This window comes from Moorena sp. SIO1G6 (assembly GCF_010672795.1).
GTDB lineage: Bacteria > Cyanobacteriota > Cyanobacteriia > Cyanobacteriales > Coleofasciculaceae > Moorena > Moorena producens.
In genome coordinates, this window is sequence record NZ_JAAHFZ010000006.1 from 209,058 (window position 1) to 234,008 (window position 24,951).

A 24,951-nucleotide genomic window follows, 5' to 3' on the forward strand; every position below is an offset into this window, starting at 1 on the left:
AATACGTCACCCACTTGACAACTTCTCTAATGACTAATGACCCAAAAATTCGTGAGCAAAGCTATCGCTACTTTCTCCAGGAAGCACCGGAACTGCTGCAAGTCTTGGAAAACGATTTGCTGAGTTTGTCAGAACACTATAGCATCAATAAAGTCAACAACTTGATGCGCACTACCCATACCCTCAAAGGCGCAGCAGCTAGCATTGGCTTGGAAACAATTGCCACGGTAGCTCACTCCTTGGAGGATGTTTTTAAAGCTCTGTTTAACCCGGACTTGTCCATTAATCCAGAAATTGAAGCCTTACTGTTTCAAGCTTATGAGTGTCTCCGCCTACCTCTGACCGCTGAACTCACAGGGGGGCAAATCGATGACACCGAAATCAAGAATCGAACTGCTGCTGTTGTTGCCCAACTCCAAGAGAAGCTGGGGGACTGTTTTGGTCTCGAATCCTATCTGCCCACCTCAGTAGAATTGGGCTTCGACGTCACCCAGTCCATTTTTGAAGTGGGGGTATGCCAAGGGTTAGACCTAATCCAAGCTGCCCTAAATAGTGACAATCCCACTGAAATCAGCATCACAGTTCGCAACCAAGCAGACATTTTCTTGGGGTTAGGGCAATCTCTTAATTTACCAGGGTTTGCCGCTATTGCCAAAAATGCGATCGCAGCCCTAGACAACCATCCCGAACAGGTGGTAACTATTGCCAAGACGGCTTTGTGTGATTTCGTTGCAGCACAAGCAGCAGTGCTAGAAGGGGATAGGACTCAAGGTGGTCAACCTTCTATGGCTCTGCAACAACTAGCTGACCTGAGGTCTTCAATTCCAAATTCACAATTGATAATTCACAATCAATCTTCTGTCTTGGACAACGGAAAAGAACAAGACCTTAATCCGGTTGAGCCGGGAGTAAAACAAGAAGAAGGTATTGTTAATAATTCTTCCGTTACTCATCCAGAATCTAAAACAAGCAAACAGTCCCAGCTTGTGGAAATGATCTGGGGAGGGTCAACTACACTAGATGACCAAACCTCTGATCAAAGTAAAGAATTGCAGAGGTCGGAGCAAACAGAAATAGATGTCTTGGATGGAGAGATAGCCTCCCCTGAGCAAGAAGTTGGCACAGAAAAAAATTTTGTTTTGCACAACATGGGGATGATTGATGGAGATAATGAAAACAAAGAAGAAGCACAAGAGCCCGAAGTGATCACAGACGAGATCATCCCGCCCATAGGCAACACTATAAATTCTCCTCTAAACTCTTCCCATCTCGCCATAACTCCCTCCAACCAACATCCAAGCACGCCATCATCTAGGGATAAATCTGGTACTGTGCGGATAAATATTGAGCATCTAGAATACCTGAATTACACAATTGGGGAATTACTAACCAACCAAAACCGCCAGTTGCTTGAAAATGAACAACTGCTGGCGGCAGTGCGAGTACTCCAAGATCGTGTCCACCAACATCAGCAAGTGCTCGACCAACTGCAAGATTGGTACGACCGCCTGTTTATTTTGATGCAACAAAAGCAGATTAGGCAAAGGTTGCAGGTTAGCAAGTTTCAGGTTGAAGGTTTAAACAAAAACTTTGCTACCGACTCAAATCCTAGCTTTTCCTCCTACCCTTGGGCAGAAAAAACGTTGCAGGTTAGCAAGTTTCAGGTTGAAGGTTTAAAGGAAAACTTTGCTACCAACCCCAATCCTACTGCCAACCTTGACCAAAAGGCCACGCTACGCTCTCAACCCACTAACCTTCAACCCACTAACCTTCAACCCACTAACCTTCAACCCACTAACCTTCAACCCACTAACCTTCAACCCACTAACCTTCAACCCACTAACCTTCAACCCACTAACCTTCTTGATACAGACTATTTCGATGACCTGGAACTAAAGCGTTATAGTACACCCGAGCTTCTGATTCAGTCAGTTCTAGAAGACGCTATACAATTAACAGAAGCTGCCTATGACATTGAGCTGTTCACCACCCAATCCAGTAAGACTCTCGAACAACAACGTCGGTTGTTAACCAACCATCGTGATGTCTTGATGGAGGCTCGGATGTTGCCTTTAGGGGAAATATTTAGTCGTTTCCCCCCTGTCCTCAAGCAGTTGTCAGCCTCCCACCATAAGCTGGTAGAGCTAAAAATCTCTGGTAATGATGTTTTAGTGGATAAAGTTGTTGCCCAGAAACTGTACGACCCCCTGCTGCATCTTGTGCGTAATGCTTTTGACCACGGCATTGAGACTCCTGCTCTACGGCAACAACAGGGCAAACCAGAAAACGGATTAATTGAAATCACTGCTTGCCATCGGGGCAGACATTTGGTGATTGAAGTCAAAGATGATGGGCCAGGGTTGAATTTTAAACGGATTCGCCAACTAGCCGTAGAACGTGAACTGATCGACCTCGAACAGAGTAATAGTCTCAGTGAGGCTCAGCTGAGGAATTTGTTGTTTGAACCAGGCTTTTCCACTGTCTCTGGGGTGAATAACCTCTCTGGACGAGGTGTTGGTCTTGATGTTGTCCTAAACCAGGTCAAAGCTCTGAGGGGTTCCGTCCAGGTTGATTCTTCTCCCGACCTTGGCACCAGATTTAGACTACAAATTCCCCTGAGTTTAACCATAGGTAAGTTACTCCTGTGCCAGGCTGGGAAGCAAGTTTATGGGTTGATCACTGATCAAGTCAAGCAAATTATTATTCCTCAGGAACACCAGCTCCGAAGTTGGGAAGATGGTAAAGTGCTTCACTTGGGTACCGGGAGTGATCAGCAACTGGTTAAAGTCTACCAACTTGGGCAAGTCCTAGATTATTCCTCTGTGGCAAATCCATTCTCGGTAACCCATCCCCATCAACCTGTTGTTCCTAAACAGACGATTAGACCAATCATTCTCATCCATTACCAGGATCAGCTTGTCGGTCTGGAAGTAGAGCAACTGCTCGGAGACCAGGAGTTGGTGATTCGTCCTTTGGGCACAATGATTGTGCCACCCCCCTATGTCAATGGGGGCAGTATTCTAGCGGATGGTCGGTTAACACTGGTGCTGGATGGGACTGAATTGATCCAGTACCTATCTGACCAGCGGACCGATGGCAGTCAAAGGTTAAAGGTTAGCACATTGAAGGTTGAAAGCAAAAGCGATGACCAAGCCACCCAAGCAATGGAAACCCTTTCACGAAAGCAGCTTCCACCTTCATTGGTTGAACCGTTCTGGGTCAGACATAAGCCAAAGGTACTCCTGGTAGATGACTCGATCACCCTGCGCCAAACTCTAGCCATGACCTTGGGAAAGAATGGCTATCAAGTGTTTCAAGCCCAGGATGGTTATGAAGCCATTGAGCAACTACAGCATCAGACAGATATACAGTTAGTGATCTGTGATATTGAGATGCCTCGCATGAATGGGTTTGAATTTCTCAAACACTGCCAGCAAGACCCAACTTTGGTAGATATTCCTGTAGTCATCCTCACCTCCCGCAGTAACGATAAACACCGCTTGATTGCTGCACAGTTGGGGGCAAAGGCTTATATCACTAAGCCCTATTTGGAACACAAATTGTTGACAACAGTAACCGATGTTGTTGAGCCCATTTCACCCTCAATAACGGAGTAGGGAGTAGGGAGTAGGGAGTAGGGAGTAGGGGGAATAAAGACTATAGCAATTCTCATAGCTATGAGGTACACAATTTCGGGATTTTAGGTAATAGGTAATAGGTAATAGGTAATAGGTAATAGGTAATAGGTAATAGCTAATAGGTAATATAGCAGTCGCCAGGGCAGTTAGTACATGACAAAAGTCTCAAACCTAAGTAAGCGCAAGAGTTTGACTTCTGACTTCTGACTTCTGACTTCTGACTTCTGCTATAGCTAATAGGTAATAGCTAATAGGTAATAGGTAATAGCTAATAGGTAATAGTTCATGTAGGGTGGGCAGTGCATCAGACAGATAATGAAGCTTGCAAACCACGTTGGTAGGCACTGCCCACCCTACGATTAATGACAATGGTGCAAGATATCAGATAAACGCTATATACTGCCTAAGTATTATCAACAGTATATTCAACCCTATATCCTGGAATGATTTGGTAATTTTTAATTATTAATTTATCATTAATACGTAAAATTTTTTAGCCTAACAAATTATCAAAAAAATAAAAGTTTCCCTTTTCCTAAATATTAATAGCTATAATAAGGTTAAATAAAGGCGATGTTAGACAATAATTCAAAGCCAGACAAATTCATGGTTTTTAAGATTGCTGACTATTCCCTATGTCTTGGGATTAGGGATGTCCTGAAAGTGGTAAATTTTACCACTGAAATCAGCCGGGAGATGAAAACCATGGGATTAGTTCAGCTAGGCAAGCATACGATTAAAGTTTGGGATTTACATCAGCAGTTGGGCGATGGTAGTTTACCTCACCGAAGCCCTAACCAAAGGTTCTTAGTAATTATTCGTCCTAGGGACTCCGAACTTTGGGGAATTTTTGTGGATGATCTGCCCAATTTGGTGGAGTTACCCCAAGACATGATGCGACCTATCCCGAAGTCTTACCGTCAGGCCAGTGTTCTGGAGATGATATCTCATGCAGCTGTTATATCAAACGAAGCATCTACTCAGAAAATTTTTCTTTTGGATTTACAGCAAGTCGGTGCCTTGACCCCTTAATCGTCAATAGTTATAGCGCTGCGCGCTTCATCCCTTAAATTTGCCAACACCATTACAGCCATTGCTATAATAAAAATCTAAAATTGCCAATTGCCAATTGTTAATTGTTAATTTATCATTAGCAATTAACAATTTATTTATGGCTAATGACCATAAATAAACTACACTATTAAAATTAACTCTAAGTTAGTTAACATGAGTACTTTTCGTGTTGGGATTGCTGGTCCAGTTGGTTCAGGGAAAACTGCTCTATTAGATGCATTGTGTAAAGCGCTGCGAGACTCTTATCAAATCGCTGTGGTCACCAATGATATATATACTCAGGAAGATGCCCAGTTTTTAGTTAGGAGTCAGGCCCTAGAAAGCGATCGCATTCTGGGTGTGGAAACGGGGGGTTGTCCCCATACTGCCATTCGGGAAGATGCCTCGATGAACTTGGCAGCCATTGAACAGCTGGAAAATCGGTTTACTGATTTAGACTTGGTGTTCCTAGAAAGTGGAGGGGATAACCTAGCAGCAACCTTCAGTCCAGAACTAGTAGATTTCACTATTTACGTTATTGATGTGGCTGCTGGGGATAAGATTCCTCGTAAAGGAGGACCAGGAATCACCAAGTCTGACTTGCTGGTGATTAACAAAATTGATCTGGCACCTCAGGTGGGAGCAGATTTGGGGGTGATGGAACGGGATGCTAAAAAGATGCGAGGAGATAAACCCTTTGTGTTTGCGAATTTGAAAACTAAAGAGGGAATCTCTACGGTGATTGAGGTGATAAAACTTGACATGGGCTAGATTAAGTCGGTTGAGAAGGGAGTAATAAAAGTGTGGGAATCAAACCTAATCTGATCATGGGAGCATGGGTGGTGATGATAATGTTTTTTTTGTTTGTGTTATAGCATTTATCACTTAGTTGAAAAATGCTATATAATTAATTATTATTCCATAGTTTAGCAATTTTAATCTACTCAACTATAGGACTAAACCAGAAATAGTTATTGAAAAGTGCTGTAAGTTTTGCTTCCATGGGAAAAAATGTATCAAATTATACATAAACCTAGCAGAGCTGGTAGAGCCAACGTTATCCTGGTTGAATACCAAAAAGGCGATCGCACACCCTCGTCACCCCCATTCCTAGACAGATTCAATCACTGGGACCCCTTGCTTTCCAGGGTTTCCCTTTCCTGCTGAAAACAGGGAGTAAGCTCTTCTTCCTCAACAATATCCACAGCCTTAGTAAATTATCGGAAGTAAAACTCAACCAGTTAAGTCCATCTGATTGCTGTGATTTGATAGTCTAAAATATAATGGCTCCTTAATTACCAATCCAATGGAAGTTGTTGTCCCCTTTACCCCTCCTAGTCGTCCAACCGAGTTTTCGGCTCTGGGCTATCTGTTTGGGCGATTTGACCCAAACCCATCTCAAGAGCCTAATAGGTCAGTTAAAGGAACTCTTGTTCTCAAACAAGGAATCAGCTTCAGTGCCTATATGCACCAACCCTTGTGGAAGAAATTAAGTACCAACCCCTCTTTTGGTGAGAAAAAAGTCTATCTCTGGCGAGTATATTTCCGCATCACCAAGGCAGGAAAACTGGCTCAAATTCAAATCAAAAAATTTATTCCCCTAGAGGGGAAAACTACTCTACGTCATTCTCCCAGTGATGAAAGAGTCGATCAGTTTCGAGTTCGTGGTTTAATTCACGATGTCAAGCCAGAAGCAGTGGTGATGTATGTAGAACGCAATCACCTGCCTCCTAGAGGAAAAGCCAAAAGTTATCCATGGCAGCCTTTTTTGTTAAGTCTCCAGGGGTCTTTGCCACAACCAGCAGAAAAGGATGATTTCTGGGAATTATTTTGTAGACGAGTAGGAGAGCAACTCTACATAGAAGAAGCTCATCCAGTTAACGTAAATCTAGAAGACTCAAATTTCTATTCCCATTACTCCGAAGAAAAAACTGACTATCAACCTCAACCAAGCCCTAAAACTAAACCCAATGAAGTTATCATGATTCAAGGAAGAAAACCCGAAATCACCATCAAGTTTACCGAAAGACCCAATTTACCGGAGCAAGGCAAGAAAGTTACCTTACTCCTGACTGGGGACAATGGCATAACCGTTCAGGCAGAACTCAATCGCAAGACCCTCAAAAAGCAAGTAGAAAAGATGGATAGCTTTGCTGATTGGGTAGCCGCTTTGAGTGGAAAGATTGCCAGGGTCTCTCCAGAAGGGGTAATTGAGTTAGAAGGTGCAGGAGTTAATGTATTTGAGAAAAAACCAAAAGTTAGCGAATCAACTGAGCCAAAAGAGTCTCAGAAGCCCTCTAGCAACCCAGAAACAATTAAGCAAGAACAATCACAGCAACCTGCTCAAAAGCAGAAGAAAGTGTTTCGTCTGATTGATTAGGATAGGTGTTGGTTTTAGGGAGCAGGGAGTAGCCCACAGGGGTAGGTTTTTTACCTCAGGGTCAAACGGGTAGTGTGGGAGGTGTGGGACGTGTGGGGAGATCGGGAGATCGGGCGATGGGGAGATCGGGCGATGGGGAGATGGGGAGATGGGGAGATCGGGCGATGGGGAGATCGGGAGATGGGGAGATTAAATTGATGGGTAGCCGTAGTTTCCAGAATTGGGATCAGTAACACTAGTGTGACTTGCCACTTTTTTTTTGGGCGTTGCTGAATTAAGGAATGAATGCGCGATCATCTGGTGAAAGTTAAAGCCCCCCTAGCCCCCCAAGCGAGGGATTGCTCGCTTGGGGGGCTAGGGCGTGTTTTCAAAGTTTTCCGCAAGATATTAGATCCCCCCCAGCCCCCCTTATTAAGGGGGGAGCCATACTCAAAGTCCCCCTTTTTTAAGGGAAACGGGGGTACTCGGAGTTTGAAGACACGCCCTAGGGGGGCTAGGGCGTGTTTTCAAAGTTTTCCGCAAGATATTAGATCCCCCCCAGCCCCCCTTATTAAGGGGGGAGCCATACTCAAAGTCCCCCTTTTTTAAGGGAAACGGGGGTACTCGGAGTTTGAAGACACGCCCTAGGGGGGCTAAACCATACCCAGAATCAGCAACGCCTTTTTTTGATCCACTTTTAATGAGTGGTATGGGATACTTGTATCTTTACAACCTCTTCACAACCTCTTCATCACATCTTTAAGGTTTAAGTTATCGATAAAATTTCTGATCAAATTGATCAAGGTCTACTATAATAATCGAAGCTAAAAAAGAATCTTTCTCAAGTTTAACCCCATGACAATTAATCGACGAAAAATACTGCAAATTACTGCTGTCGGTGGTTTAGGCACCCTAGCGGCTTCTAGCCTGATTCGCCCTGGTTCAAGCAAGGAGTTAATTGCAGCAGCTGGTAGGGATCCCTATGCTGCAGAGGTTGATCAGGGCTTAAGGTATTTCCGACAACAAGCCCAAGTACAGCTACCCCTTGTCGAAGACTTAGTGAAAGCAATTCGCAGTGGCAATTTGGAAAATGCCAAAGACGCTTATGTCAAAGCCCGTCCTCCTTACGAGCAAATCGAAACCTACGCCGCCAGCTTTGAAGACACTGACCGGGATATTGATGCTCGCCCCTCTGCTTTTGATGGCGGGGAGGATAACCCAGAATTTAAGGGATTTCACCGGATCGAAGTTCTCTTGTACCGGGAACGGAAGGTGAAACCAGCCCTCCCTTATGCTAAGGAGTTGGTCGAGAGTGTCAAAACCCTAATCAAAGATTTAGATCAGCGACAGAACTTCAATTCCACCTTGAACTTTGAGGGGATGATTGCTTTGGCGACAGAAGTAGTAGCCAAGAAGATTTGTGGGGAAGAAGAAACTTGGTCGGATCAGAGCCTGTTAATCTTCTCAGATAACTGGATTGGAATTTTCAGCCAGTATGCTCCCTATTCAGCAAAAGTGGCAGACAAAGACCCCAGTGTAGATCAAGAGGTTAAGGCAGCTTATAAAGCAGCAAAAGGCAAACTTAAACCTTACTTCACCCAGGGCGAAGTTGCAGCTCAACCCTATAGTTCTCTCGACATTAGTCAGCGAAAAGACATTGTGGACGTGGGCTATCGGTTCCGGAGAGCGTTGTACAAAGCAGCAAAGGTTTTAGAACTACCCATTGGTTTTGAAGTTTAGGGAACGGTGGCACGGTGACACGGTGTTAGCTGTTGAGTTTTGGGTTAATGATTTTTGCCCTTAATCCTACTTATGCCTAATACCATTGGCCTAAGACGATCATGCCTATGCCGGTAAACGAGCAGAGAAAAGCGCGGCAGAGAGTAATAAATGTAATCTCTGCCGCGATTCTGGCTCGTTATCAGACATAAGAGAAGATGTCTTAGAATAGACAGTATACGTATTGCTAAAATTTGTCAAGTGTTACCAAAGGGTTTATTATAGAATTTCTGATCACATTAAACCAATAAGGGTGGTTAGAGCCATCGGGCATTAAATCAAGCAGCACTGAGGCTTCCGTCCGTTACTAATCCATAAATATAGAGCTAAACGGGATATAAAATCACTATAGGTAGTCCATATGTGGCCAATGCCTAAGTCTTATTAAATCAGATTTAAATTGTACGATTTCAGATATATCTGAGATATATAAGTCAAGTTTGAGCTGAATGACACCAGTAGATGTTCCTATTTTGACAGCATTTTCCGCAACTATTAGAAAAACTAATGATAAAACTTATTTATAAAATAAAAACTGATGAGAGGCGTTGACAACAATTTTGGGTAACTTGGGATTAGCATAAATAGCTGTAACTTTTGATATACAAGACTTTCAGAGAATTTATGAATATTAAAATTGATAATAAGTTGCAATAAATGTTAAAAAATATTGCAACTAAGTTTAAATTGCCTCCCTGATGCTGCACAATCGATTCATGTGATTTCACCTCAACCCTAGACAGGAGGTGGTGAAACAATGAAGCAATTAAGGATCGAGTAAGGATCGAGTATGCAAACATACGGTAATCCCGACGTTAAATATGACTGGTGGGCTGGTAACGCCCGCCTAGCCAACTTGTCTGGCAAATTCGTAGCTGCTCATGTCGGCCAAGCAGCGCTGATCGTTTTTTGGGCTGGAGCATTTACTCTGTTTGAAATTTCTTGGTATGATCCCACCCTGCCAATGGGTGAGCAGGGGCTGATTCTGCTGCCCCACTTAGCTACTTTGGGCTGGGGTGTAGGCTCAGGCGGTCAGATAGTGGATACTTACCCCTATTTTGTCGTTGGCGTTCTACACCTCGTCTCCTCGGCTGTTCTGGGAGCGGGTGCTCTGTTCCATTCCGCTAAAGGTCCAGCGCAATTGAAAGATGCTGGCGGTCGTGCCGCTAAATTCCACTTTGAATGGAATGACCCTAAGAAGTTAGGCTTTATTCTTGGGCATCATCTCATTTTTCTAGGAGTAGGCGCTCTGTTATTGGCAGCGAAAGCCATGTACTTTGGCGGACTATACGATGCCACCATTCATGATGTCAGGCTCGTTACCAGCCCCAATCTTAATCCATTGGCAATCTATGGCTATCAAACCCATTTTGCCTCGGTGGATAACTTAGAAGACTTAGTGGGCGGTCACATCTATGTTGGCTTGCTACTCGTTGGTGGTGGTATTTGGCACATCCTGATTCCACCACTGAAGTGGGCAAAGAATCTCGTCAGCTTCGAGGGGGAAGCGATTCTTTCCTACTCTCTCGGCGGTATTGCTCTGGCAGGATTTGTAGCTGCTTACTTCTGCGCAGTTAATACCCTAGCCTATCCCGTCGAATTCTATGGTCCTGCCTTAGAGGTCAAGCTTGGTGTTTCCCCATATTTTGCAGACACTATTGAGTTGCCTTTGGGTGCCCACACTCCTCGCTGCTGGTTGGCCAATGCCCACTTCTTCCTAGCTTTCTTCTTTCTTCAAGGTCACCTATGGCATGCATTGCGTTCCATCGGCGTTGACTTTAAGAAATTTGAGGAAGGCTTGAATTAATTAGCTAGTAAAAAGCAGCCCTCTCTAGATAGTAGGTGTTAGTTGCTGTCCAATGAATCTAACACCTACTAAACCAAAAATTTCCTGGGCTGCTGAGTAGCACTCTACCAAATTTATGTTTTAGATAGAGAGATACTCGGTTTTCTTGACATCCTCACCGCCTGCCGAAGTGCCGTGATTCCTAAACCTCACGATTTAGGTTTCTGCTTCATAGCACCAGCCCTCAGAGATTTACTCTCTTCAGGTCTTATGGTCGCTCCACAGACTATCCCCGCAAGCCCTGCGGTTCTTATGTGTTGAAATTCCAAACAAGAAAAATCTTGATGTACTTTGTTGATTCAGGGGTTGGACTTCCATTGCCCCGTCTTCTTTTCCCGGTCTACCGATTTTTCTGCGCCGCCAGGTTACTGGACTTCGCTCGTGTAGGCTGTCTGATCCATCGTCTCGGGTGGGTCGTTGACCATTCTGATTCTAACATGTTTTGCCGTCCTTCTAGGACGGGGTTTCAAACCCAAAATTTCTGATGACAACAAATAGTATTCAATCAGCAACTACTCCGGAGTGGTTGCTTGGTAATGCCCGTCTTAGGGACTTATCCGGTCAATTATTAGGAGCTCATATTGCTCACGCTGGTTTGATTATGTTCTGGGCAGGCGCAACTACCATAGCGGAAATTTCCCAGCTTGTGCCTGGTCAGCCCATGTCCGAGCAAGGATTAACCTTGTTACCCCACTTAGCCACTTTAGGCTGGGGTGTCGCACCCGGTGGTGTGGTCACAGATACCTATCCCTATTTTGTGATTGGTATTTTGCATCTAGCTGCATCCGCTGTTTTGGGTGCAGGTGGTCTATTTCATGTTTTTAGTGGTGTTGCAAATTTGAAAGATGGCAGTGGACGCGCGCCTAAATTCCACTATGAATGGACTGACCCCAAGAAGCTGAGCTTTATTTTAGGGCATCATCTGATTTTCCTAGGTGTGGGTGCGTTGTTGCTGGTAGCCAAGGCAATGGTCTTTGGTGGTATTTATGACGCTGCTGTTGGCAATGTACGTATCATTACCAGCCCAACTCTTAACCCAGTGACTATCTTTGGTTATCTCTTTGGCATTGTCGATGGGGGTTGGAATCCTCTTGGAATGGCAGCTGTCAATAATTTAGAAGATGTGATTGGCGGTCATATTTGGATTGGAATGTTTTGTATTGGTGGCGGGATTTGGCATATTGTCTCCACTCCATTTAACTGGGCTCAGAGTGCGCTCCAGATTGAAGGAGAAGCAATCCTCTCCTACAGTTTAGGGTCTCTAGCGTTTATGGCTTTTGTATCTGCTGCTTTTGTTGCTAACAACACTACGGTCTTTCCCACTGAATTTTACGGTTCTAACCGTCTGGTAGCAGCAAATATTCAGTTTTTCTTGGGACTCTTGTTTTTAGGGGGGCACCTGTGGCATGCTGTCCAAGCCCGTTCTGGCAGTGTGTTAATAAATACTCAAATTAAGTTCTTAGAGAAGCTCTCAGAATCCCAACAGAATCCAACGACAGAGCCTTGATCATAATTTGTTTGAAAAAATAGTTGCTAATTTTTAGCATTAAGGGGTATACTAAAAATGTAAGTTGCCATCTAGAGGTGCGACCCGTGGCGAATTTAATTCGCCAACGGAAAGCGCACCTAAAGAGACACAGAGCCAGGGTTTCTTCTCTAGACAGGAAGCTAGTCCTCCTTATGGTAAACCAACAGCCAATCAGATCACTAGGGTGGTGATCTGATTTTTATTTTTTAGCTATTTATTAAGAAAGATTTTTCTTAAAAAGCTCAATTCCTATGCAACCAGAAACCTCCTGGAAAACTGAAGCAGCCGTCAGCTGTCAGCCGTCAGCCGTCAGCCGTCAGCCGTCAGCCGTCAGCCGTAGGCCATTCGCTACTTGAAGTGCTGACGTAAAAAAGATTAAACTAATCCTTATTTGTTGTCTTGATGCAGCGCGGTCATGGGGTTTCCCCATGACCGCGCTGCATTGCTTATTTATAGCAAGAGAAGCATGGTTTAGGACATAGTCTTTTGCTTGAAAGGGAGCAGGGAGCAGGGAGCAGGGAGCACAAGATGTCCTAAGCTTTACTTCGACTGCTATAAAAACTGTTCGCGTAGCGTGCGTGGCACAGGCTAGAAGCCTGTGATGTAGAGCATTAGCTGATAGCTGATAGCTGATAACTGATAGCTGATAGCTGATAACTGATAGCTGATAGCTGATAACTGATAGCTTACGGTTATCTAACTTGCGTTCGCGTAGCGTGGCCTACGGCCAATCGCCTTTGGTGCGGCAGAGCTAAACGCATTATCGTCACACAACTTTAGAAGTAGTTTGATGACTACACTTACACCGTCGTGAGTTAACCCTAGTAGGATTGAGAGTTGCCTCATAGTCATAACAATTGATAGCCTCTTCTGTTAGCGCCTTTGAGGGATGTACTGTACACTTGAGGCGATAATCTCCAGTAAAAAAGGCGCAGCGACTACAGGGAATTTGATGTAATTGTCTCAAATGAGCGACACCGTCTCGAAACGTCGCCCGAATTCGCCATAAAGCTATTGCGATTAATGTCCAAGCAGCTATGCAGCACAGAAACGTTGCCAAATGTTGAATAACCTGAGAAATAAGTATCTGGAACATGGTTAACTACTAACTAATAGGATTTCAATTTATGGATGCTACAGATAGTTTAAGTATTCAGCCATCAGCTATCAGCTGATGGCTGATAGCTGAATGCTTACCTAAGTACTAATTGCTAATGGCTCAGGGACTGGTGATGATAGGGATTCCCAAAACCGGATGATTTGCCGTCCTACTCGATTGGGATGGAAATAGTGGCAAAAGTGACCTCCTTCCGGATATTCCCATAAGCGATCGCATTCTTTTAACCAAGGTTTCCATCCTTGCAAAGCATTAGAATCAACAATAATGTCATCCTTGCAACCACATACCATTAATGGCACTTGCACTGCTGTTGGTGGTACACTAACCCGTTTATATAGGGAGTGAGGAGAGGGAGAATAAGCTAAATCTTGCTCTAGGATGGTTACTAAACCTTTAGTGATATGGTGATTGTGATGACCAAAGAGGCTCTTAACCATTTGGGTAAGCAACACTTGGCGAGTGCAGGGTAAAAGTTGGAGCTGCACATAGTAGTGGGCTTGCCAGTCAACTGCGGGATTAACACCTACTGATAATAGAGTTAAAGACTGGACTTTTTCAGGATATTTACGGCTATAGAGTAGTCCTACCAAACCAGCAGTGCTGTGGCCCACCAGATGGATAGGATGATCGCAGGTTTTGAGATAGTCATGAAGTAAGGTAAGGGCGATATCAAGAGAAGTTGGTTCATCTTGGTTTTGGCGATACTCCCACTGGCCAACTCGCTTTTGTTTAGACAAATAACGAATTAAAGGCTGATCAAAACGTAGAAAACTTGGACTAACATTCAACCAAAGGATATCAGGCAGAGTAGACATATAGCAAAGGGAGTAGGGAGTAGGGAGTAGGTATCAAAAATTATCACAATTACTAAACGGATACCTATAGCAATTTTTTAATCACAAATCTTCAATAGGGGTGAAGCAATTTTTTATCTGTTGGCAAGTCATTAATGTTGACCGTTAACGATCAACTGTCAGTGGTCAATAGTCAACGATCAACGTAGCTAGCTTTATAAAAGAGAGACGGTTTTCAGGTGTAAGCATTCAGCTATCAGCTATCAGCTATCAGCTATGAGCCAAAGGCCTATGGCCAGGCTACGGTAACAGTTTATGCCCATAGCGCACACTACTTGAGCTGCTTTTGAATAAAATAAGCACCTCAAGCAGCGTGAGCCAAAAGCTCACGGCTGACGGCTGATGGCTGAATGCTTACCAGCTTACAACGGTTGTAAAAACTAAACTCCAAACTCTTGTTTGAGTTGCGCTACCCAAGTTTTTATCCGTTTTTCAGTCAGTTCAGACTGGTTATCGTCATCCAGGGCAAGACCAATAAACTTACCATTTTTGAGAGCTTTTGATTCATTAAATTCGTAACCCTCATTCGGCCAGTTTCCAACGGTGCTACCCCCCAATTCGGAAATTTTGGCTTCTAGAATACCAATGGCATCCATAAAGTTATCGGGATAGCCCTCCTGGTCTCCAGTCCCAAAGTAGGCAACTTTCTTACCACTGAAGTTGATACTATCTAACTCCTCAAAGTAGCCATCCCAGTCAGCTTGTAATTCCCCAATATCCCAAGTAGGACAGCCAATGATGAGATTTTCGTACTTTTCAAAATCGCTATTTTCCGCTTCTTCTATTTTATGTATAGTGACGACATCATCACCGCCAAGTCCTTCTTGAATTTCCTCAGCTGCCGCCTCGGTTTTACCGGTTTGAGAGCCGACGAAAAGACCAATTTTTGACATTTGTATTTACTCCTGATTGATGTTTATTAAATCCTGTAAGCATTGAGCGTTCAGCTATTTTTAATCAGCATTTAGTTAAAGGCAAAGTGTTCTTCAACTCAATGCCTAAGTTTTACTTGATTAAAAATCTTGCTGAGTGCTGATAGCTGTTCGCGCAGCGTGCGCGTAGCGCATATACTTACTAGATTGTTGACAAACTAAGTAGTATGCTTGCTGTCCTTACTGGTTAGCCAGGTAGTACAGAAGCAGTTACGTCTTCGATATCCCCCGATTGATACTGACTCAGTCAGTATGCTTTCCTCCAGCATTGGCATCTGTTGCCGAAAGTGGCAGCAATAGCAGTGAATGCTAGTGGCAGGTTGAGACATCGATCTAGGTTATGGCATCCATCTTTATGAAAGCCATCTAGGTCTTTTCAATTTTATCAGAAAAACTTATCAATAAACTGAGACCAAAAGGAGGGATTATTCTCTGTTGCCATAGTTTAGGTCAAGGTTGCATTTAACCTGGCTGTCACTATGGGACGGATGAAGCGTTAGTTATATCTAAGCTAGGGAAAAGAGATAATGGGGTTAGGGTTGACATCGCTTCCTAGCCCCAGACAGCTCCTGTTTTAAGAAGCCTATAGAATGCTCCATCAATTACTGTAGCATTTGTTGAGACTTCTTAGCAACTATTTAACTCATCATTCCCTGAATCATACTGAGGTTATTAACCAGCAGATAGGCAAAAATCGCTCCTCCAGCGCCACCAACTAGAAAAGCTCCAGCAAACTGACTCCATCCGTCAGCAGTTTGGATAGTTTCTGGTACCTCGGGCACCCTGGTAACGAATGTGGGTCGAGGTACAGTTTTTAGCTCTTTCTTAAAGGTGACTGTACCGTAGATTGATAGGCCGATGGTCGCTATTACAATCAGAGCAATGGCTGCTGTTACACCAGCTAAGTTTGCCATCTGTGAATCCCGCAACGGTCCTAATTTGGCAAACGGACCAAAGATAAAATACCCATGAGCCATGCCAATTTCTAGACCCCTGGACAGGGGAGAAAGACCGGGACGGTAAATAGGTAGGTTTTTGAGGAAGTTAAGGCTAAGATCTGAGGAGTTAATTGGGGTTGCTAAGTCACCAACTTGGGGATTACTCCGAGGGATAATCAGCTCACCTTTTTTGAAGTCAAAACCAGCTTCTGCTCCTCGCGCCCGGATAGCATGCCAGATATGACCGAACAGAAACAACACCGCAAAGACAAAGTGGAATGCTGCCAACCAACCGCGAGCAGACACGATGCCATCACTGGATTCTAAAGTCCCCACTGGACCATAGAACACTTCCGGATAAACGGTGTCATTGACCATGACAAAGTAGGCGGCAAAAATTCCCATGTAGGCCAGCGCCCCTAAGCTATAGGAGAGATAAGCTTCCCCGGAATAAACCAAAACCTCACGTGCCCAGTTAAACGGCTTGGTCAAGATATGCCAGAAACCACCACCAATGCAGATCAAACCCATCCAGATGTGACCGCCAACCACATCTTCTAAATTATTCACGGCTGCCATGCCTTCTGAACCGGATGCACCAACTAAGTAGCCAAAAATTTTGACAGGGCTAAGGGTAGGATCGGTAATCACTCGTACATCGCCACCCCCACTCGCCCAGGGGTCAAATAGTCCACCCCAAAACATGGCTTTAGCTACCAACAACCAAGCACCAACCCCCAAAAGGATTAGGTGAATCCCGATAATGGTGGTCATCTTGTCGGAGTCTTTCCAGTCATAGCCAAAGAAACCAACAAAGGTGCCATCTTTGGTTAATTTATCTGGAGTAAGCAGGGAATGATAAAGTCCTCCAGCTCCGAGCACTGCTGAGGAAATCAAATGCAAGACTCCAACCACAAAATAGGGATAGGTGTCGATAATTTGACCACCAGAGCCAACACCCAAGCCTAAGGAAGCCAGGTGGGGCAACAAGATTAATCCCTGGTCATACATCGGCACGTCAGGGTTGTAGCGAGATAGTTCAAACAGGGTCATTGCTCCCGCCCACAGGACTATCAAACCAGCATGGGCAATATGAGCGCCTAGCAACTTACCGGATAATTCAATAAAACGAGCATTACCAGCCCACCAGCCTACTTTTGATATTTGGCCTTGGTTGGGACTATCAGCAATTACTGCTGTCATTGATGTACCTCTTTGAGAATTATTTGCATTTTGAGTTGGTCAATAAAGTGCCATTATATACACACTTTATTAGAATTAATTGCATTAAGCTGAATTTAGGTAGTAGCTTCAGATGCGATCGCATTCTCAACTACCTGACCCCGGCCAAAATCAAACCCAGCTGCTCGCAAAGCATGCCAAATATGACCTTGGAGGAAGAAAAACCCAAGGAAGAAGTGAGCATTAGCTAACCAACTCCGGCAAGAAAGGGAGCTAGAGTTAGGATCGGCAAAGTAGGGGAAAACACCCAGCTTAACCGATAAAGCCGGTCCATAGAATACTTCTGGGTAGACTACGGTGTTAACAGCGCAGAAGTACGCGGCGATAAAGCCCATCAGCGCCAAAGCGCCCAAGCTGTAGGAAAGATAGGCTTCTCCAGACCAAATAAAAAGACCGCGCGTCCACTCAGATGGCTGAGTCTTGATGTGCCAAAAGCCACCGCCAATACACAGCAGACCAACCCAAATATGACCACCAACTACATCCTCTAGGTTACTCACTCCAGCAATCCAGTTCTTGCCCACAGTACCAAACAGATAGCCGAAAATCACTGCTGGATTGAGAGTAGGGTTGTTAATGACTCGCACATTCTGCACTGCTGGATCGTACAACCCCCCAAAAGCCATAGCTTTAGCCACCAGTAGGAAAGCTCCAAATCCGAGTAGAATCAGGTGAATGCCAATGATGGTGGTCATTTTGTCACCATCTGCCCAGCTATACCCAAAGAAGGCAGACTTTTCTTCCAAAGTTTCCGGACCACGGAGGGCGTGGAAGATACCACCAAAGCCCAGAAATGCTGAAGAGATCAGGTGCAAAACACCAATCACAAAGTAGGGGTAAGTATCGACTATAGCTCCCCCAGCACCAACACCCCAGCCTTGAGCTGCTAAGTGGGGCAGCAGGATTAACCCTTGTTCGTACATGGGTTTGGCAGGATTGAAGCAGGATAGTTCAAACAGGGTTATTGCTCCAGCCCAGAAAACGATTAGACCAGCATGGGCAACATGAGCCCCCAATAATTTCCCGGATAACTCCGTCAGGCGAGCGTTACCTGCCCACCAACCATACTCTCCCTCTACTAATCGGGAACTCTCCGCAGTGTTTGCCACTATACTACACCTCCTACTAGGCTTTTATTGCTAATTATATTCAATAGTTACTTGGAATAGCTTACACTACTGCTTAAATGAAATGAAACCTATTTTTATTAAGAATCATGACAATTCGGAGATTGGGTAAGGCATCAGAGCAATCATTAGTCACTCAGAACCCTGTCACCACTAGGTTCAAGCCATCTGTTCATCTGTTTAAGCGCCGTGACTTGATTGGTGTAGAACCTGATCAACTATGGGTAGTTCAACAGGGTGTGGTTAAAACCTTGACCTGGAATGACGAAGGAACAGTAATCACATTAGGATATTGGGGAGCTGGGGATGTAGTGGGGAAATCTTTGTCTAACTTGCAAACTTACGAGATCGAGTGTTTGACTAGGGTGAAAGCGCAATGTCTGTCTTTGTCTCAGTCTTACCGCTTATCCGAGGCTATTGTTTGCCATCTGCGACAGACAGAAGAGTTGCTGTCTATCATTAGAACCCCAAGAGTCTCTCAGCGTTTGCAACAGTTTTTGAGTTGGTTAGCCCGGAAGTTCGGTCGTCCCGTCTGTAGTGGGCAACTTATTGATATACCAGTCACCCATCAAGAACTAGCTGAGATGATTGGCACCACACGAGTAACCATCACCAGGCTAATCAAACAGTTTGAGGAAGAAGGAATAATCACTCGTCCTCGTCGATACTGTATTGTGTTGCGCGATTGTTCTGAATTATAAATGAAAATGCTATCAATGGCGCTAGACTAAGCATACCTGGAAAGAATACCGCTAGCGCCATCGACGTGATTCATTTACGGGCTGATGGTGGGGAGGAAATTATGGGATTGGCCGTAGGTCACGCTACGGGATTGACTGTAGGTCACGCTACGGGATTGACCGTAGGCCACGCTACGGGATTGACCGTAGGCCACGCTACGGGATTGACCGTAGGTCACGCTACGGGATTGACCGTAGGTCACGCTATGCGATCGCAATGTAGCCTGGTAATTCCTTAATCCGCTCCATCCAAGACAGCACATTGGGGTAAGCATCTAGAGAAATCTTGGCGTCTGGTGAGAGACTAACATAGGGGAAGCAAGCAATATCGGCAATTGTGGGGTGATCCAGTTCCAGCCATGCCCGATCACTGAGGTGGTTGTCGAGCAGTGTCAGGATAGTTGCCGACTTTTGTGTTGCTACCTCGATGTTAACCGTTTGTACATTAAACTTGTAATAAAGTCTGGCAAACTCTGGACCTTGACGAATCTCTCCTGCAGTTGTAGATAGCCAGCGCATCACTCGACTCATCGCTTCCGCCTCCAAAGGCAGCCAGTCTTCGTCAGCATAGCGCCGTGCTAGATATACTAAAATACCTTGGGCATCCTGAAAGATTAAATCTCCATCGGTGAGAACTGGCACTTGTCCAAAGGAATTCAATTCCAGAAACTCGGGAGATTTGTGTTCACCATTGTCCAGGTCAACCCAGACAGTCTCGTATTCTAACCCAAGTAGTGAAAGCATTAGCCGCACTTTGTAGCAATTGCCAGATAGCTGGTAATCATAAAGTTTGATCATGATTGTCTTCTCCTGATTTTTGCCTGATTTTTGTCAGTATTCAGCCGTCAGTATTCAGCCGTCAGCTTTAATTGTGCCCGATTTATTAGCCTAGTTATTAGCCTGCGTAGCTCGGCTTTGCTGGTGTAGCCAAACCCTTAACGGTTTGGGGATAGTTTTTAACCACCGGGATGCTCCCCTTATGCACCGCATTTAAAGCCTTAACTCCTTCTTCTTGAGCAACCACACAACTAATTTTAGTGTCCGAACTTGTAATCATCTGAATAGTTATTTGCTGTTGTGCTAATGCCTCAAAAAACTGAGCCACAACCAGGGGTTGTGCCACCATACCACCCCCAACTAGACTAACTTTAGCGATTTCTGTATCCACTATAATCTCCCCACAACCAATACTTAGTGCTAACGCTTTTAAAGCCATCGATGCAGCTAATGCATCAGCTTGAGCAACCGTAAACGCAATATCACAAGTGGGGATACCATTAAGCCTCTGACAGCGTTGAGACTGAATAATCATATCAACACTAATATTTTCCTGTGCCAGTCGTCCAAAGACTTTTGCTGCCATTCCCGGTTGATCTCGGACATGGCGAATTGTGATACAAGCTTGGTTGAGATCAACCACAGCACCGCATACTGGGGATGGGCTTGAATCGCTAGAAAACTCCTGAATTGAATCAGGTCCAAGCACTACAGAAGGATCAATCTCAAAAGCCTGGCACAAAACAGCAACAGCGCGATCGCATACCTCAGCATTAATCACACAGGTGATCTTCAACTCAGAGGTAGAAATCATCTCAATATTAACTCCCGCCTCTGCTAGAGTAGAGAACATTTTAGCTGCAACCCCAGGACGCCCAATCATACCAGTCCCAGTAATTGCCACTGTTGCCATGTTCTGCTCTACCATCATTTCTACCTCTTCTGACCCTTGCCAAGTCGCCCCGTATAAAGCAGAAGTAATCAACTCTTTGAGTTTAGTTTCACTCACTGCAGCTCCTAAAGTCTCACCTTGTTCAAAACCTCTGTTCACTACCGTCAACGCAATATCCTTAGCATCGTCCTCCTGAATTGACTGAATAATCAGATTAACATCCAAATTGTCACGAGCAATCTCACCAAATAACTCTGCGGTTACCCCTAAACGATCCCGCCCTTGCCATCGGACTACTTTTACCTGATTTGTCTCCAATTCCACCCCATATACTGCCTTGTTAATCTCCAAGCCTTTCAGAGAACGAGGTTTAGCTATCGGAGAAATTATCCTAGTTCCTGGTGCATTGTTCCAGCTTGAACGTACAACCAAAGGTACGCCATAATTGCGAGCAATCTCTACCGCCCTAGGATGTAGCACCTTTGCCCCTAAACTGGCTAACTCTAGCATTTCATCACAAGTAATTTCTGGGATTAATTGTGCCTCTGGTACAATCCGAGGATCAGTTGTAAAAATGCCTGGAACATCAGTATAAATTTCACACAAATTTGCTTTTAAAGCAGCCCCTAACGCCACAGCTGATATATCTGAACCGCCACGTCCTAGAGTAGTAATTTCAAAATTATCACCACTGCTCATACCCTGAAATCCAGCTACAACTACCACAGTTCCTTGATTGAGATAGTGCTGAATTCGCTTTGGCTGAATTTCCAAAATCCTGGCACGACCGTGCTCAGCATCAGTGATAATTCTTACTTGTGCCCCAGTTAAAGAAATAGCCGGTTGTCCCAATTCCTGCAATGCCATACTCAGCAAAGCAATTGATACTTGTTCTCCAGTAGACAGAAGCATATCCATCTCCCGGCGACTGGGATTAGTCGAGACTGCTTTCGATAAACTGAGCAAGTCATCAGTGGTTTTACCCATCGCCGAAACCACTACCACCACAGTATTATTATTTTGGACTGTTTGCTTCACCCGCTGGGCAACTGCTTTAATTCTTTCAACTGATCCAACCGACGTACCACCATACTTTTGAAGAATTAGCATAATCTAGCCTCAGATAAAGTAGTTTTTTTAAATTGATTTAAATAAAAAATAAAATAGTTTTTGTTGCTTTAGTAATGGCTAATCGAAGGATTTACTATGAAAATAATATTACTATAAACAAGTAACAGGAAACTTCTGGGGAACAGTATGAAAGAGCGATTGAGCCCTATAATACCACGGAATTTCGATGACCCTTCCCTGTTCCGAAGTTCCCTGTTAACTACGGCGGTTTGCATAACTATTAGCTACACAGGATTGTTTTCCCTGTTCCCTGTTCCCTGTTCCCTGTTCCCTAAAAACCCAGAACTTTGTACCTAACTGAATTGCAAACCGCCGTATTACATCTCAAGCAGCGCTATATCATTATCTTTGTTGACCTGAATCAACTCAGCTACACCATCCCATAAAGCATAGCGTGCTTTGAGAGCATTCTCAGCAGAGTTGAAAGCTTGCTCCCATTTCACAGGATCATCACCACAAAGATTTTTTAAGAGTTTTTTCCCCATCGGAACATGCTGATCCTCATCCAGAAAATTATGCCTGTCTAGATAGAGACGCAAAGAATCCCAAGTAAATCCATACAGACTATCTAAAGTAGCAATAACCTGTCTGAACATAGCAGGAATGATATCTTCTCGACCTAGTAGAAAAGCAGCAGCTACTTCATGGGTTGACTTAGTAGTAGTTTCCAAGGTTAATTTAACAAACGTTTTGGTTAATTCAGGTATCGAAATAGAGGCTATAGTTTGGTCAGCTGGAATACCTTTGCGAAGAGAAGAGATAAACATTTTGATTGGATTAGTATCAGCACCAATCTCTGTCATCGCCACCATATAGAGATCATAGTGACTGATGTAATTTCCTGGTGAGACTTCATCAGTCTCTTCAGCTAAAACAATCTCATTGACCATCCTGGCAGAATTAATATCTGTCGGTGGCACCCAAGGTACATCCAAGCAAGTGACTCGGTGTTGAAGAGTCTTGATCAGAGACATGAAATCCCAAACAGCAAACACGTGAGACTCCATAAATATCTGTAGAGATACCAAGTCATTTAACTGTTGGTAAAGGGGGTGATTGATCAGAGCCATACGGCTTGGTTTAAGTTGTTCTTCCAGCTGAGTGTAATAGTCGAAACTCTTATAATTTTGCATTTCGATAATCTTCATGATTTGTCTCCTTAATAACCTATAGAGTTGTTTAATTTTGTGAGGCACAAAGTCCTCGGTTTTAGGGAACAGGAAACAGGGAGGTGTATCTCACTTTTGTAAATTTTGCGTAGGGTGCGTTAGGGGTGGGCTCGCCCTGATTTTCTGCCTCTTCGCCACCATTGAAATAGCCCACCCCGTAACGCACCACCGAGTCAAACAGCTTTTAGGAGATGCACCCGAACAGGGAAGATAGAAGAGGGAATAGCAAGGAAATTGCATCAAGACAGGAAAAAAATTCTGTGTACCTCTCAGATAGGGCTCTTTAATGAATTGTGATAATTTTGTTCCCTAATCCCTACTCCCTACTCCCTACTCCCTATTCCCTTTCCTAGATAATACCGACATAATTTCTGGCAAAATCCCTAGCAAATGTCACCGATGTAGACAATTGCTTCAATTTCGATTCACTCAACTTATTGAAGAAACGGACATTGTCTACATCCTTCTCTTCAGACTTATGCAGCATATGCAACATCGAACAAGAGAATTCTTGAGCACGCCAAATATAGGGCAAACGAATTTCCGAGTAGCGTTTCAGGTAAGAAATATCCCGTTTTTCCTGGTAGTAACTGACCAATACTTCTCCGAGAATACCCGCATCCTGTACCGCCAGATTTAAACCTTTCCCACCGCAAGGTGTAATAATGTGACCCGCATCACCAGCTATCAACAACCGTTGGTACTGTAACGGTTCCATAACATAACTGCGCATAGATAAAATCCGCTTGTCAAAGATTTCCCCTTCTTTCAAGGTCCATCCCTTTTTCGCCAGACGCTTTGCCAAGGTACTCCAGATGCGTTGATCAGGCCAATTTTTCAGCTCATCATCAAGTGAAACTTGTAAGTAATAACGAGAAATCTTGCTATTGCGCGGCATGTGAGCTCCAAAGCCATCATGATGCAAGCCATAGATGACATGTGTTGCAGAAGGTGGTGCGTAAGCTAAAATTGCCAGCCAGCCGTAAGGATGCTGTTTTGTGTAGATGTCTACCGCTCCGTCTGGAATTGATTGGCGCGAGATTCCATGATAGCCATCACACCCTGCTACAAAATCAGCATGAATCGTGATCGTGGTGTCACCATCTTTATCGTAACACTCAACAATGACGCCGTCATCGGTTTGAGTAATTTTTTTTCCTTCATGGCGTAACAATAACTTACCACCTGCATCCAGATATCTTTGAATCAGATCGTCATTGAGATCGCTTTGGGGATAAATGTAATGGACATCCCCATCAGCTAACTTTCCGTAATCAAAGACAACGCTGTAATCAGGGTAACGAAATTCACAGGTATCATGGGTATAGCCATTTTGGAAAATTGTATCCGCTAGACCATGTTTTTTGAGTAGGTCAACTGTTGTGCTTTCCAGCACACCTGCCCGCGCCTTCGTATATATTTCTTCGCGGTTGTATCTATCCGCAATGATACAATCAATCCCATTTTGTAGAAGTATATTACCAACTACAATCCCAGCTGGACCTGAGCCTAAAATACAAACTGATGTTTTCAATGCTGTACTATTAGTCATGGTTTAAGCTACCTCTTTAGTTATAGTTTAATAAAAGGAGATCACATTTTCTTGACAAACACCCTCTGTAAGCAGTCAGCGGTAAGCAGTCAGCGGTCAGCATTCAGCAGTCAGCGGTCAGCTTAAAATAAACTTCTTTGGCCATAGGCTGATAGCTGATAGCTGATAGCTGATAGCTGATAGCTGATAGCTGATAGCTGATAGCTGATAGCTGATAGCTGATAGCTGATAGCTGATAGCTGATAGCTGATAGCTGATAGCTGATAGCTGATAG

General features: G+C 44.2%; 20 protein-coding genes. 10 read left to right on the forward strand and 10 right to left on the reverse strand.

Annotated features, from left to right (window positions below):
* Nucleotides 1-29 precede the first annotated feature (29 nt).
* Nucleotides 30-3,617: a hybrid sensor histidine kinase/response regulator gene (locus tag F6K63_RS08390; protein ID WP_287311647.1), complete on the forward strand. Its 3,588-nt coding sequence runs from the start codon at nucleotides 30-32 to the stop codon at nucleotides 3,615-3,617.
* Between the two features lie 192 nt (nucleotides 3,618-3,809).
* Here F6K63_RS08390 and F6K63_RS08395 read toward each other — a convergent pair whose 3' ends face one another.
* On the reverse strand, nucleotides 3,810-3,983 hold the full coding sequence (locus F6K63_RS08395; protein WP_154659919.1) for a hypothetical protein: 174 nt from the start codon (nucleotides 3,981-3,983) through the stop codon (nucleotides 3,810-3,812).
* Between the two features lie 228 nt (nucleotides 3,984-4,211).
* Here F6K63_RS08395 and F6K63_RS08400 point away from each other — a divergent pair, with 228 nt between their 5' ends.
* The 7 genes from F6K63_RS08400 to F6K63_RS08430 all read left to right on the forward strand — a co-directional run bounded on the left by F6K63_RS08400 (nucleotide 4,212) and on the right by F6K63_RS08430 (nucleotide 12,394).
* Nucleotides 4,212-4,670 carry a chemotaxis protein CheW gene (locus F6K63_RS08400; RefSeq protein ID WP_008188412.1) on the forward strand — a complete coding sequence of 153 codons (459 nt, stop codon included), beginning with the start codon at nucleotides 4,212-4,214 and terminating at the stop codon, nucleotides 4,668-4,670.
* A 195-nt stretch (nucleotides 4,671-4,865) separates the two neighbouring features.
* Nucleotides 4,866-5,462 (forward strand): urease accessory protein UreG, encoded by a 597-nt coding sequence (gene ureG, locus F6K63_RS08405; RefSeq protein WP_008188409.1) that lies wholly within the window; start codon nucleotides 4,866-4,868, stop codon nucleotides 5,460-5,462.
* 535 nt (nucleotides 5,463-5,997) lie between these two features.
* Nucleotides 5,998-7,071 (forward strand): heterocyst master regulator PatR, encoded by a 1,074-nt coding sequence (locus F6K63_RS08410; protein ID WP_008188405.1) that lies wholly within the window; start codon nucleotides 5,998-6,000, stop codon nucleotides 7,069-7,071.
* Nucleotides 7,072-7,905: 834 nt separating this feature from the next.
* The gene (locus tag F6K63_RS08415; protein WP_287311649.1) at nucleotides 7,906-8,790 is read left to right on the forward strand and encodes an EfeM/EfeO family lipoprotein; all 885 of its coding nucleotides are present in this window, start codon (nucleotides 7,906-7,908) and stop codon (nucleotides 8,788-8,790) included.
* A gap of 829 nt (nucleotides 8,791-9,619) precedes the next feature.
* A complete protein-coding gene (locus F6K63_RS08420; RefSeq protein ID WP_287311651.1) occupies nucleotides 9,620-10,636 on the forward strand; it encodes a chlorophyll a/b binding light-harvesting protein in 1,017 nt (338 codons plus the stop codon).
* Between the two features lie 523 nt (nucleotides 10,637-11,159).
* Nucleotides 11,160-12,182, forward strand: a complete 1,023-nt coding sequence (locus tag F6K63_RS08425; protein ID WP_287311653.1) for a chlorophyll a/b binding light-harvesting protein — start codon at nucleotides 11,160-11,162, stop codon at nucleotides 12,180-12,182.
* A gap of 86 nt (nucleotides 12,183-12,268) precedes the next feature.
* A complete protein-coding gene (locus F6K63_RS08430) occupies nucleotides 12,269-12,394 on the forward strand; it encodes a hypothetical protein (RefSeq protein ID WP_287311655.1) in 126 nt (41 codons plus the stop codon).
* 575 nt (nucleotides 12,395-12,969) lie between these two features.
* Here the strand turns inward: F6K63_RS08430 and F6K63_RS08435 are convergent.
* The 5 genes from F6K63_RS08435 to F6K63_RS08460 form a co-directional block, all read right to left on the reverse strand.
* Nucleotides 12,970-13,299 carry a hypothetical protein gene (locus F6K63_RS08435; RefSeq protein ID WP_287311657.1) on the reverse strand — a complete coding sequence of 110 codons (330 nt, stop codon included), beginning with the start codon at nucleotides 13,297-13,299 and terminating at the stop codon, nucleotides 12,970-12,972.
* A 101-nt stretch (nucleotides 13,300-13,400) separates the two neighbouring features.
* Nucleotides 13,401-14,138, reverse strand: a complete 738-nt coding sequence (locus F6K63_RS08440; RefSeq protein WP_008188395.1) for an alpha/beta fold hydrolase — start codon at nucleotides 14,136-14,138, stop codon at nucleotides 13,401-13,403.
* A 419-nt stretch (nucleotides 14,139-14,557) separates the two neighbouring features.
* A complete protein-coding gene (gene fldA, locus F6K63_RS08445) occupies nucleotides 14,558-15,070 on the reverse strand; it encodes a flavodoxin FldA (protein ID WP_071104070.1) in 513 nt (170 codons plus the stop codon).
* Between the two features lie 677 nt (nucleotides 15,071-15,747).
* Nucleotides 15,748-17,250: a chlorophyll a/b binding light-harvesting protein gene (locus tag F6K63_RS08455; protein ID WP_353812980.1), complete on the reverse strand. Its 1,503-nt coding sequence runs from the start codon at nucleotides 17,248-17,250 to the stop codon at nucleotides 15,748-15,750.
* 95 nt (nucleotides 17,251-17,345) lie between these two features.
* Entirely contained in the window at nucleotides 17,346-18,398 is a 1,053-nt protein-coding gene (locus tag F6K63_RS08460) for a chlorophyll a/b binding light-harvesting protein (protein WP_287311661.1), read from the reverse strand.
* 107 nt (nucleotides 18,399-18,505) lie between these two features.
* Here F6K63_RS08460 and F6K63_RS08465 point away from each other — a divergent pair, with 107 nt between their 5' ends.
* Together F6K63_RS08465 and F6K63_RS08470 are read left to right on the forward strand one after the other, a co-directional pair.
* The gene (locus F6K63_RS08465; protein WP_287311663.1) at nucleotides 18,506-19,117 is read left to right on the forward strand and encodes a Crp/Fnr family transcriptional regulator; all 612 of its coding nucleotides are present in this window, start codon (nucleotides 18,506-18,508) and stop codon (nucleotides 19,115-19,117) included.
* 101 nt (nucleotides 19,118-19,218) lie between these two features.
* Entirely contained in the window at nucleotides 19,219-19,395 is a 177-nt protein-coding gene (locus tag F6K63_RS08470; RefSeq protein ID WP_287311665.1) for a hypothetical protein, read from the forward strand.
* Here the strand turns inward: F6K63_RS08470 and F6K63_RS08475 are convergent.
* The 4 genes from F6K63_RS08475 to F6K63_RS08490 form a co-directional block, all read right to left on the reverse strand.
* The gene (locus F6K63_RS08475) at nucleotides 19,361-19,954 is read right to left on the reverse strand and encodes a glutathione S-transferase family protein (protein ID WP_287311667.1); all 594 of its coding nucleotides are present in this window, start codon (nucleotides 19,952-19,954) and stop codon (nucleotides 19,361-19,363) included. The genes F6K63_RS08470 and F6K63_RS08475 overlap by 35 nt on opposite strands.
* Nucleotides 19,955-20,051: 97 nt before the next feature.
* Complete coding sequence (locus tag F6K63_RS08480; RefSeq protein WP_287311670.1) at nucleotides 20,052-21,935, reverse strand: aspartate kinase; 1,884 nt, start codon at nucleotides 21,933-21,935, stop codon at nucleotides 20,052-20,054.
* Between the two features lie 338 nt (nucleotides 21,936-22,273).
* Nucleotides 22,274-23,104: a DUF3050 domain-containing protein gene (locus F6K63_RS08485; RefSeq protein ID WP_287311673.1), complete on the reverse strand. Its 831-nt coding sequence runs from the start codon at nucleotides 23,102-23,104 to the stop codon at nucleotides 22,274-22,276.
* Between the two features lie 370 nt (nucleotides 23,105-23,474).
* Nucleotides 23,475-24,677, reverse strand: coding sequence for a 4-hydroxybenzoate 3-monooxygenase (locus tag F6K63_RS08490; RefSeq protein ID WP_071104065.1), 1,203 nt, complete (start codon nucleotides 24,675-24,677; stop codon nucleotides 23,475-23,477).
* Between the last annotated feature and the right edge of the window lie 274 nt (nucleotides 24,678-24,951).